Raw genomic sequence first — 11,652 nt, forward strand, 5'->3', positions numbered from 1 at the left:
TTTATTTTTATTCGGATGTTTTACTAATCTTAATTTTCAACTACAAAAAGGCATTTCTATTATTGTGGCAAACCATTAACGATTTTCAGGTTTTTACCAATTGAAAAAGTTGCTTTTCTTTCGATTATTGGAAAATTATATTCTTCATCAGAATAAGTTTCGCCTTTCGCATCTATTTCAACATGTCCATAAAAATCATCCAAGTAATCAATTTTGACAATTTGTGCTTCAAAAGTAATTTTGCCTTGGTTTAGAACCTCTTTGTATTGTGCTGCAAAATTGATGCTTTTTTCTATATTATCATAATTTATTTTGACATTTTTATAAACAAAATCATAAAAAGCCACTTTATTTTGAGGAATATGCAAATAATTTATCATTTCATTAAGAACTATATCGTTTTCGCTGATATACTTAATTCCGGAAATTAAAGCAATAAAAATATATTTTCGTGTGATTTCTCTATCATAATCTCCTTGATAATGACCCGCTTCAAAAAGAATCGTTGGCACATTCATCGATTGAAATGTTTCACCAGCACAATTTAAATTGAACGAATCATCAAAACGACCGACTTGATTTGGAATGTGTTTTTGCAATTCATTATTCATCGCTACAATCACTTCGATTGCTTTGCTCCTAACTTCGTTAACTTCTCTTGCTTCGTTATATGCTGGAGCTAAAAAAGAAACCGTAGCTGGATTTCCATCGCCACCAGCACCAAAAATAGTACGTTGGTCGTGGAGATTATAACAAAAATCGGGTTGGAATTCTTCAAAAGTTTTTCTAAGTAGTTTGCTCTCGGGTTGCGTAAGATTTTGTGCATCGCGGTTTAAATCCACTCTATCGGCATTTTCGCGAGTGTAAAGTGCTGCACCATCTGGATTGAGCATTGGTAACAAACAAAAAGTGAAGTTTTCTAAAATACTAACGGCTTCATCGCTTTGGATGTAGTTGATAAAATCAAACAATGCTTTAGTAGTCGTGCTTTCGTTTCCGTGCATTTGTGACCACATTAGGATTTTTGTTTTACCTTTTCCTAAGGTTATTTTATAAATTGGTTTTCCCAAAACCGATTGTCCTATGACTTGTTTTGGAAGAGAAGAAAGCAAAGGCTCAATATGTTCTAAGGTAATATACCGACCAAAAAGTTGCTCTTCTTTGTAGTGCTGATGTAATTTTTCGTAGTTCATGTTCCAAATTTAAATAAAAGTTGGTTTCCCTACACAAAATAAAAACCTTTGATAGTAAAACTACCAAAGGTTTTCTCTAACAAAAAAACAAAACCAAATTTTATTTTCTCAATAAGTAAACGCTAGATACACCTGCTTCGTCTCTTGAGCTTGTTGGTGTAGCATTTACATTGGTTGTTGGTGTGTCAAATTCTAATACTTTTCCGCCACCAAAAAGTCTTTCAGCAACATATATTTTTTTCGTTCTAGAATCATAAGCTACGTCAACAGGATTTCCTAACATTGTGGCACTTCCGTAGATTCTGATTTGTTTGTTCATAGCAATCATTCCCATATTTGAAGTGGACATTAATGTAGATTTGAAATTTTTAATCACGATAACACCACCATCTGAATTAGAAGCAGCATCACCAACGTCGGTTAATACCATAGTATCATCGCTAGTAGAATAGGTAATTCCGTGTGTTCTTACTAATCCTTCAATAGCAACACGTTTTGTTGGTGTAATTGCACCATTGGCATTGGCAAAGAAGTTTTCAAAAACTACTAAATCAGCCGTTAAATCAGCAACAGCATATAAAGTGTTTCCAACTAAATGAATTCCCCAAGTTTTGAAATTAACAGTATACGAATTTAATAGTGTAAATCCAGTAGCGGTTTTTTGATATACGATTAGTTTATTCGTATTACTATTCGCTGCGTTTTGATCTTGTGTTACCACAACTTTATCGCCCATAACAGCAATTTCTCTTGCGTTGTTAAAATCAACTGTACTAGAAGCACCCAATAATAAGCTAGTAGCACCTGAAGAGATTGCTTCCGAAACATTATCATAAAGTTCTACTTTATTATTCGTTCTTGATGCCAAGATAAATTCGTCTGTATCGTCAAAATAATACGCACCGTCAGCATCTGTTGACGCTACAGTAAAACTATACGTCATTGGTGTAGTAGTTGACATATCGGTTACCGATACTTTTCCAGTCGTGTTACTAGTGGTGAAAAGTTTGAATTCTTTTTTAGATTCGTTGTCACTATCTGAACACGAAAATAAAGCTAATGATAGCAAAGCGGATGTTACAATTTTTGTTTTCATAAATAATTAGGTTTTAAAATTTTAATCATTTACGAGAACAAATTCATCTTGGTTTTAAAAAATGTATTGTTTTTCTAAAATTTTTCCTTTTACACCTTTAAAGTGTTGTAGAATGATAGCAATATCTGTACTATAATCGCCTGTAGTATAGAATGGTGCGCCAATGTTTACTTCTTTTTTTCCATAGTCAAATGCTACGGGAATTATTGGCACATTGGCTTTGTGTGCAATATAATAAAAGCCTGTTTTGAGTTCGGTTACTTTTTTTCGAGTGCCTTCCGGTGCAATAGCCATTCGGAAAGTTTCTCTGGAGTTGAAAACATCTACAGTAGCATCAACATTGTTTTTTCCACCAGAACGGTCTAATGCTGCGCCACCAATACTTCTAAAATAATAGCCAAACGGAAAGACAAACAATTCTTTTTTGCCCACAAAATTCATTTCCAAACCTATAATACCACGAGTGAACAATCCAAGGAAGAAATCAAAGTTAGACGTATGCGGAATTACTGCCATGACACATTTTTTAACTTCAGGTTCAATGGTGCCAACGATTTTCCATCCCATCAAGCGGATAAATATAAATTGGTACAATCGTTTTTTCATGGTATAAATTTTCACAAAATTACTATTTATGATTTATATTTGAGAAAATTATTTACCATGCTTAGAAAGCTGTTCAGTTATTTTATTCCCATCAACATCCACAAGAAAAACTCTCCCGTGAGCAAAACCCTGGAAGTAACTTGGAACAATGGCGAATTGGTATTGGATAGTAAAAACACGAACTACTCTTATGGCAGTTTGCAACGCATTCTTCGCAAAGGTTTAAAATACATTGGGTTTGAGCGCATCCGCAATTTTGAAACGGTACTAGTACTTGGTGTGGCAGGCGGAAGTGTTATCAAAACCCTAGTGGACGAAATAAAATACAAAGGCAAAATTATTGGTGTAGAAATAGACGAAAGCGTAATTGACCTTGCCAACCACTATTTTGAACTCAACAAAATCCCTAATTGCTCTATCATCATAGACGATGCGTTTGAGTATGTTCTAAAAACCAAAGCCACTTATGATTTAATCATTATCGATATCTTTCAAGACACGACGATGCCCAATTTTTTATTCCAAGATTTTTTCATACAACGGATTCATGATATCCTCAATGTAAACGGTTTTATATTGTTCAACACTATGGTTATCAACAAAGCCGACGAAGAACGCAACCGCAACTACAAATCAAAATTTGGCGGAAATTATTCCCTACGTATGTACCCGAAAGTAGAAGTTCACAATGAATTGTTTACGATTAAGAAGTTGAAATAACTAGTTTAAGGCTTCTCGATACTTTTCAAAATTATAAATTTTGAAAAACTCGAAGTGACGCGCGTCTTTATTTAGAACGAACGTCCGTCTGTTCGAGTATCCCGATTTTTTATCGGGATGTATCGAGAACTGTCTGATGTTTTGTTGCTGTTGTAGATTAAGAAATCAAAAAAACAATCATTATCGCAAACGCTTAAAAAGTTTTTAAAGTAGAAGTACATAAAAAGTTGTTTACGATTAAGAAATTGAAGTTGCTAGTTTAAGGCTTCTCGATACTTTTCAAAATTATAAATTTTGAAAAACTCGAAGTGACGCGCGTCTTTATTTAGAACGAACGTCCGTCTGTTCGAGTATCCCGATTTTTTTATCGGGATGTATCGAGAACTGTCTCAAGTTTTGTTGCTATTGTAAATTAAGAAGTTAAAGTAGCGATTAGCTCTTGGCTGTTAGCAATTAGCTTTTAATTTTTCTAATACTAAATTTTGTTCGACTTCATCACTACTGCTGTCAAAATGTTTGTTTATCCAAAATTCAGCAGAATCAAAATCATTATTTCTAGCATTTATAAAACCAAGTATATATTCAAACGAAATTGTTCGCCTTCCTATTTCATAAGTCGGATTTTTTATTTCACCTAAAAGACTTGTTATATTTTGTTCAATTGTCTTATTTTCTTCAAACCATTTTTTTAGTTTAGGTATATTATTCTCAATAACATTTTTTAAACTTTTTTTAAATTTTTCTTCATTCACAGTACTTATCCTGTCTGGATTTATTCGACTGTTATTTTCATAGCTTTTTTGCCAACCTTCAAATCTTTTATAATAAATGATTTTAGTTGACTTATCCGTTTTATGATATATCAATTTATTTTGTGAGGAAATGGTAGGAATAAAATCGTAACAAATACCAAAAGAAAAAGAACCGCCAAAACCTTTTAAAACATTATATTCTACAACAAATTTAATTCCATCTTCGTTAAAATCACTAAACCATAAATATTTTCCGTTCCAATGGTTTAGTCCAATTTCAGCAAACTTTGGTGTTGCAATTTCATTTAAAATCTCAAGTCTTTTCTCTAATAAAACTTCATCTAAATTTTTTATGTCGTCGTAGATTTCATTAATCGCTTTTCTTCTATCGAATAGATCTTTAATTTTACGAAAAAAGTTCATTTGAATTTCTGTTTTTTAAAATTACTATAACTGAGACTGCAATCTGAGACTGAACACTAAAAACTGAACACTGACCACACAAATCATCCTCCTCGTCTTCTCCAAATCCTCCACAGTGTCAATACCTACTTAAATTCAATTATTCAGATTTGTTACAAAAGCGTTAGGTACAGTTTTTATATTTTAACATTAGTTTATCAAAGTTAATTTTCTTTTCTGACATAAACCCAACTCATTAAGTTGTCTAACTTCGAAATTGGTTCCAGTGAATAAATGCAATTTTCTTCTATTTCCATAAAATTTATATCCGAAATTACTTCCGCCGTTACCACCGCAATATTTTCATAATCATCTTCATTCGGTTTTCTATCTAAATAACAGTTTACAATAAGTTTTTGAGTTCCTTCATATCCAACAGAAATTGCTCTGATTTCGGGATAAATCATTCCCCATAATGCTCTCTGCATTGATATTAAAACTTCTCTTCTCAATTCAATTTCTTTCATTTCTTATTGTTTATGCAGAGTTTCAAAATGGTTTCCTATAACTTATTGCTTACCTCTTATTGCCCAAAGCTTAAAGCGCTTTGCTTAAATCATCTTCCTAGCTTTCTCCAAATCTTCCACAGTATCAATACCAATGCCAACATGAGTAGTTTCGACCATTTTGATGCGTTTGCCATATTCTAGGTAGCGCAGTTGTTCTAGTTTTTCAGAAGCTTCTAGGGATTTCATTGGCAAGTGATAAAACGCCAGCAAGGCTTCTTTGCGGAAAGCATAAATCCCGATGTGTTTCATATAACGAACACCAACGTTTTTGTCGCGTGGATAAGGAATTACCGAACGTGAAAAGTATAAGGCAAAACCACTTTGATCGGTTACTACTTTAACATTATTCGGATTGTTGATATCGTCTTCGTTAGTAATTTCAACCATCAGCGAGGCTAAATCTACTTTCTGGTCAAAGTCATTTCTAAATACTTCCAGTACTTTTGCCAAAGGTTCGGCGTTGATAAACGGTTCATCGCCTTGCACATTGACTACTAAATCCACATCGAGATGTTCTACCGCTTCGGCTATTCTATCGCTGCCGCTTTCGTGTTCCTTCACACTCATGATGGCTTTGCCGCCTTGGCTGATGATTTCGTCATAAATCAAAATGCTGTCCGTTACCACAAACACATCGTCAAACAAGCCCGTGTTTACAGCAGCTTCATACGTTCGGGTAATGACTGTTTTGCCTCCCAAATCCTGCATCAGCTTGGCAGGAAATCGTGTGGAAGCATAGCGAGCAGGAATAACAGCGATGGTTTTCATTTTTTTTGAGTAACTATGATTTTGAAAGGCTAAGGTACTAAGATTTTTTTTAAAAGGGAGAAGGGAGTAGGGAAAAGAGGAAAGGGAAAAGGGAAAAGGGAAAAGGGAAAAGAGGAAAGAAGAAAGAAGAAAGAAGAAAGAGAATAGAGAATAGAGAATGAATGATGAATGATAAATTATAGAATAGTCCAATTCTTGGTTCGCATAGCACTTCTTCTCTATTTTATTGGCTTGAACCCCAACGATGGCGTTGTTTATGTCAAATTTGACGTTGTTGACGTCAAGTTTGACGTTGTAGATGCCAAGTTTGACGTTGTTGACGTCAAGTTTGACGTTGTTGATGCCAAATTTGACGTTCTTGACGTCAAGTTTAACGTTGTTGACGTCATCTTTGACGTTGTTGACGTCAAGTTTGACGTTGTTGATGCCAAGTTTGACGTTGTTGACGCCAAGTTTGACGTTTTTGATGCCAAATTTGACGTTGTTGACGCCAAGTTTGACGTTGTTGACGCCAAGTTTGACGTTGTTGATGCCAAATTTGACGTTGTTGACGTCAAGTTTGACGTTCTTGACGCCAAGTTTGACGTTGTTGACGTCAAGTTTGACGTTCTTGACGCCATCGTTGGCGTTTTTTGTTAGAATTGTGAATTGGTTTGAATTGTGATTGCTATTTTTTTATCAACAAGCAGCAACTTACTTTATGTGGATAAAGTATTCTTACTTTTTAAAATAGTTGTGGTTGTTTTTTTATATTTGGGATTAGTTAGTAGCTTTTAAACTCAAACTTAAAAACTCGATAGCATAATTACGTAAAAATTATGCGTTTGTAAAATAAAAAAACATGCGCATAACATGACGATATAGAACTTAATTAGTTAATTTTATGCACATATAAACTAGTTAGCAGAAAATTTTACACCGTTTAATAAAGAAAAAAAACTTAAAGGAAATAAACTAAATCACCTATTTATTATGAAAAAAATTGCATTTGCTATTCTAATTAGTTTAAATTCTTTAGCCCAATCACCAAATATACAATGGCAAAAAACATTGGGAGGAACTGATTATGATGGAGCAACTTGCATCCAACAAACATCAGATGGGGGTTATATTGTTGCTGGAAATACTGTGTGCAATGATGGTGATGTTACAGGAAATCATGGTGAAAATGATGTTTGGGTAGTAAAATTAAATGCAACCGGAGTTATTATTTGGCAAAAAGCACTTGGAGGAACACTTTCAGAGTATGCTAATAGTATTCAGCAAACATCAGATGGCGGTTATATAGTTGCAGGAAGTACTCAGTCAAATAATGGTGATGTTACAGGTAATCATAATACAGGTACAGTTTATTTTGATGATGTTTGGGTAGTAAAATTAAATGCAACAGGAGCAATCGTTTGGCAAAAAACACTTGGAGGAACAGATCACGACATAGCGAAAAGCATTCAACAAACTTTAGATGGTGGTTATATAGTTGCCGGACACACCTATTCTAATGATGGTGATGTATCTGGTAATCATAGCTTTTTTTATGATTGTTGGATTGTAAAATTAAGCAGTATTGGTGAAATTACTTGGCAAAAAGCCTTGGGAGGAAGCAATGATGATATAGCATCCCAAATTCAACAAACGTTAGATGGTGGATATATTATTGCTGGTTTAACTGCTTCAAATAATGGTGATATCACTCAACAACAAGGAATTACTGATTGTTGGATTGTAAAATTAAATAGCATCGGGGAAATTATTTGGCAAAAAACTTATGGAGGAACAAATCAAGACAGCGCTACGAGTATTCAACAAACTTTAGATAGAGGATATATTGTTGCCGGAAATACTTATTCAAACGATGGTGATGTATCTGGAAATCATGGAGATTTAGATGTTTGGATAATAAAGTTAAATGCATCAGGAACAATTGTTTGGCAAAAAGCATTTGGAGGAACAGGTACAGATCATGCTAATAGTATTCAGCAAAGATTAGATGGCAGTTATATTGTAGCTGGATATACTTACTCTAACAATGGTGATGTTTCAGGAAATCACACCACTGACAATAGCCTTAACGATTTTTGGGTAATTAAATTAAATACATTGGGAGAGCTTGTTTGGCAAAAAACATTAGGAGGAACAGATGGTGATTTTGCAACTTGCATACAACAAACATCTGACAATGGCTATATTTTAGCTGGTACTACTAGTTCAAACGATGGTAATGTTACAGGAAATCATGGTAATGGTGATTATTGGGTAGTAAAACTTACTACAGATAATCTTGACACATCTGAATTTGAATTCGTTAAAAATAGTATAATCTATCCAAATCCTTCCAACAGCTATTTTGTAATTGAAAACAAAGAATTATATACAGAAAATTTTGTTTACAATATTATAGATTTAACAGGAAGAATTATTTTAAGTGGCAATTCTAAATATAATGAAACAATAAATATTGAAAGTTTAAAAACTGGAAATTATATCATTCAAATTGAAACAAAAAACAGATTTATAGAAACTAAAAAACTGAACAAGAATTAAATCTTCTGCTAACACCCCGATAGCGCGGATTTGCAATCCGTGCCCATTAACACAAGTAAACAAATTACTAATACCTCTCTGGTTAGAAAAAGCCAAACTAAAAAAATGAGATACATACCTTTACTTCTATTTTTTCTTTTGTGTTCGTGTGGTTCAGTAAAAATAAAAGAACTCAAAGACGATTATACACAACCTTTAGTAGGAAAAGTAAAATCAATTCATGCTACTATATATGAGTACCGCATTGTTGATAAAGACACTAGTGTTTGGAGCAAAAGCCATGTTATGGAGTTTGACAGGAATAATCTTTTAATTAAAGAAACTAAAACAAATGAACATTACACAACGGAACTCAACTATAAATATACGAATGGTTTAGTAACCGAAATGACTTCGCCAGAAGACAAAAACAATTATAAAACGGTCTATACTTATGATAGTAACCAAAACTGCATGGAGGAAAAAGCATTTAATGACGACAGAACCTTTCATACGCTAACAAAAGTTTTTGATGTCTATAATAATCCAATTGAAGAGAAAAGAGTTTATTTTGGCAAGATGAACCACACAACAAAAACGACTTACAACTACAAAGAAAAAACAATCGTTACTGAAAAATCTTTTGATACTCTTTATATGGTAACAATGAAAACCAAAATGAAGTTTAATAAAAACGGTTTTATCACCCGCTCAGAAATCATAAAAGAAAACGCTCCAAATAATTTTGACCAATACAAAATTGATAAAGCAGGAAATCTAATTCAAAAGACTTCTCATTATAGTGATGGAACTATCAAAGAAACGTTTAGCTATCAAAACACCTATGACAAAACAGGGAATATCATCACTAGAAAAAAATTCTATAACGGAAAACTAGTTGGAAAAACTGTGTTTGATGTTACGTATTGGTAGTTTTTATAAAAACATCCACTGCCTTCACTCCCTCCAAAAAGTCAATCGTTTTTACTTCTTCAAAAAAATCGATTTCCGTTTCGTGAGGTAAAAAATCAGAAATAATTCTAACAATAAAATCCTGTGGCTTTTTTAAATACATAAAGGTATAATCTTCCATGTTGACTACCGTCTTTTCGGCTAAATCGGTAGTGCGCACAAATTTATCTGAGGTTAACGATGCCAAGCACGACAAACCTAACTTAGGTTCGGCAAGGATTGGCGCACCGTTTTCAAACAAACCACCTTCATAGCCATAGAGCGAAGCATTGGTGATTTCGATAGGTTTCCCCAGTTGGAGATAATCAGGCAAGTACGTGGCTTTTCCCACCACAGCGGCAAAACCCATTAAGATGCAAACATCGTGTGGTGGCAATGCCATCATGGTTTTAGCCGTGCTTTCCCGACCAATACCAGAAACAATTACGTCATAAGTAGCATTCAAATTAGGAATACGAGCCAAAGCGTTTAGCACTTTGTCGCGCTCTATGTCCATTGGAGTAAGGATGATTATCTTCAAAGTTATAGTATTAAAGAGCAAAATAACGGAATTTGGCGGGAATTATTGTTAGATATTACTGAAACCTGACAGGTTTTGAAAACCTGTCAGGTTTAGGAAATCACTCCTCAAAACTCTCTTCCTTAAACCCAATCAAATACAATTTGTCTTTGGCACGAGTAACGGCAGTGTAGAGCCAACGAATATAATCTACAGTAATGCCATCGGGTAAATACGGTTGCTCAATAAAAACGGTGTTCCATTGTCCGCCTTGGCTTTTGTGACACGTAATCGCATAAGAGAATTTCACTTGCAAAGCGTTGAAGTATTCGTTGTTTTTCACTTTGAGGAATTTGCGGTATTGCGGTTCGCCTTCGTAGTCTTTCATCACTTCTTGGTAGAGTTTGTTGCTTTCTTCATAAGTTAATGACGGCGACTCGCTGGTAATCGTATCGAGCAAAACGATGGTTTCTAACGGTTTTTGGTTCGGGTAATCGACCATCCTGATTTTGACATTTGCAAACCGAAAACCATACAACTCTTTGAAATTGAAAATTTGCAATACTTCGACAATATCACCATTGGCAATAAATCCAGCTTCGTCTGTTTCTTTAAGCCAAAAATAGTTGTTCTTCACCACCATGAGATAATCGCCAACGGAAAGATCGCTTTCTTTGTCTAATATCTTGCTGCGGATTTGTTGGTTGTACTGGTTGGCGCGCTTGTTGGAACGCACAATAAAACACGTGTCTTCTATACTATAATTACTATACGCACCTTGAATGGCATCTTGAATATCAAAACCATCCGTTAGCCGAACGATATCTTTAAACGATTTTACATTAAACTGAAACGTATCTACAAAATCACTTTTCAGCAATTCGCGCAACTCGGTAGCGTTATATAAAATCCCTGATTTTTCTTCCTGACGCATTACTTCGTCTAGCTCAATGGAAAATACTTCTTTGTTGTAGTGCATCGCCAAGGCATTCGTGTCAAGCGCAGGACTAACATCCAATTGAACTGGCGGCAACTGTGCCGTATCACCAATAAGTATCAACTTGCAGTTGGTTCCGTTATACACATAAGACATCAAATCGTCGAGCAGCGAACCGTTTTCATAGAGTTTCGATTCTGTATTCACATCCGATATCATGGATGATTCATCTACTATGAAAATCGTATTGGTGTGTTTGTTTTCTTTCATCGTAAAAGAAACGCCACCCGAACTTCCTTTTTTAGGATAATAGATTTTTTTGTGGATAGTAAAAGCTGGTTTATTAGAATAGTTGGCAATGACTTTTGCCGCACGACCTGTTGGCGCCAGCAAAACATATTTCATTTTTATCTCGACCAAGTTATTGACTATAGTGGAAACAACAGTGGTTTTCCCCGTTCCAGCATAGCCTTTTAGAACAAAGACTTCGTTGGTGTTTTTATTAATCAGAAACTGTGCAATTTGCTGGAAAAAGATATCCTGTTTTACGGTGGGTTGAAACGGAAATTGGTTTTTCAAAACGCTGTAAAACTGAGATGAAGTCATTGAGAATTGTTG

At 34.4% G+C, this 11,652-nt stretch carries 12 protein-coding genes; 4 read left to right on the forward strand and 8 right to left on the reverse strand.

The features are described from left to right. Positions 1 to 59 precede the first annotated feature (59 nt). From BC748_RS00050 to BC748_RS00060, 3 genes are all read right to left on the reverse strand, one after another. Positions 60 to 1,193 carry a M14 family metallopeptidase gene (locus tag BC748_RS00050; RefSeq protein ID WP_133531419.1) on the reverse strand — a complete coding sequence of 378 codons (1,134 nt, stop codon included), beginning with the start codon at positions 1,191 to 1,193 and terminating at the stop codon, positions 60 to 62. Between the two features lie 100 nt (positions 1,194 to 1,293). Then, positions 1,294 to 2,289, reverse strand: coding sequence for a hypothetical protein (locus tag BC748_RS00055; RefSeq protein WP_133531420.1), 996 nt, complete (start codon positions 2,287 to 2,289; stop codon positions 1,294 to 1,296). Between the two features lie 54 nt (positions 2,290 to 2,343). Next, positions 2,344 to 2,895, reverse strand: coding sequence for a 1-acyl-sn-glycerol-3-phosphate acyltransferase (locus BC748_RS00060; protein WP_133531497.1), 552 nt, complete (start codon positions 2,893 to 2,895; stop codon positions 2,344 to 2,346). A 57-nt stretch (positions 2,896 to 2,952) separates the two neighbouring features. On the opposite strand from BC748_RS00060, the gene BC748_RS00065 reads away from it, so the two are divergent. Beyond that, complete coding sequence (locus tag BC748_RS00065) at positions 2,953 to 3,615, forward strand: spermidine synthase (protein ID WP_133531421.1); 663 nt, start codon at positions 2,953 to 2,955, stop codon at positions 3,613 to 3,615. A 446-nt stretch (positions 3,616 to 4,061) separates the two neighbouring features. On the opposite strand, the gene BC748_RS00070 is transcribed toward BC748_RS00065, so the two are convergent. The 3 genes from BC748_RS00070 to kdsB form a co-directional block, all read right to left on the reverse strand. Continuing rightward, positions 4,062 to 4,790 (reverse strand): hypothetical protein, encoded by a 729-nt coding sequence (locus tag BC748_RS00070; protein ID WP_133531422.1) that lies wholly within the window; start codon positions 4,788 to 4,790, stop codon positions 4,062 to 4,064. 203 nt (positions 4,791 to 4,993) lie between these two features. Beyond that, entirely contained in the window at positions 4,994 to 5,296 is a 303-nt protein-coding gene (locus BC748_RS00075) for a MafI2 family immunity protein (RefSeq protein WP_133531423.1), read from the reverse strand. 84 nt (positions 5,297 to 5,380) lie between these two features. Further along, a complete protein-coding gene (kdsB, locus tag BC748_RS00080) occupies positions 5,381 to 6,106 on the reverse strand; it encodes a 3-deoxy-manno-octulosonate cytidylyltransferase (RefSeq protein WP_133531424.1) in 726 nt (241 codons plus the stop codon). Positions 6,107 to 6,337: 231 nt separating this feature from the next. Here kdsB and BC748_RS00085 point away from each other — a divergent pair, with 231 nt between their 5' ends. From BC748_RS00085 to BC748_RS00095, 3 genes are all read left to right on the forward strand, one after another. Then, positions 6,338 to 6,745 carry a hypothetical protein gene (locus tag BC748_RS00085; RefSeq protein ID WP_133531425.1) on the forward strand — a complete coding sequence of 136 codons (408 nt, stop codon included), beginning with the start codon at positions 6,338 to 6,340 and terminating at the stop codon, positions 6,743 to 6,745. A 333-nt stretch (positions 6,746 to 7,078) separates the two neighbouring features. Continuing rightward, positions 7,079 to 8,647 (forward strand): T9SS type A sorting domain-containing protein, encoded by a 1,569-nt coding sequence (locus tag BC748_RS00090; RefSeq protein ID WP_133531426.1) that lies wholly within the window; start codon positions 7,079 to 7,081, stop codon positions 8,645 to 8,647. Positions 8,648 to 8,752: 105 nt separating this feature from the next. Then, complete coding sequence (locus tag BC748_RS00095) at positions 8,753 to 9,559, forward strand: hypothetical protein (RefSeq protein WP_133531427.1); 807 nt, start codon at positions 8,753 to 8,755, stop codon at positions 9,557 to 9,559. Here the strand turns inward: BC748_RS00095 and BC748_RS00100 are convergent. Both BC748_RS00100 and BC748_RS00105 read right to left on the reverse strand, forming a co-directional pair. After that, entirely contained in the window at positions 9,546 to 10,118 is a 573-nt protein-coding gene (locus tag BC748_RS00100; RefSeq protein ID WP_246013978.1) for a hypothetical protein, read from the reverse strand. The two genes, BC748_RS00095 and BC748_RS00100, sit on opposite strands and share 14 nt — an antisense overlap. A gap of 100 nt (positions 10,119 to 10,218) precedes the next feature. Then, complete coding sequence (locus tag BC748_RS00105; RefSeq protein ID WP_133531428.1) at positions 10,219 to 11,640, reverse strand: ATP-dependent DNA helicase; 1,422 nt, start codon at positions 11,638 to 11,640, stop codon at positions 10,219 to 10,221. Positions 11,641 to 11,652 lie beyond the last annotated feature (12 nt).

The organism is Flavobacterium dankookense (assembly GCF_004362665.1).
GTDB classification, from domain to species: Bacteria; Bacteroidota; Bacteroidia; order Flavobacteriales; family Flavobacteriaceae; genus Flavobacterium; species Flavobacterium dankookense.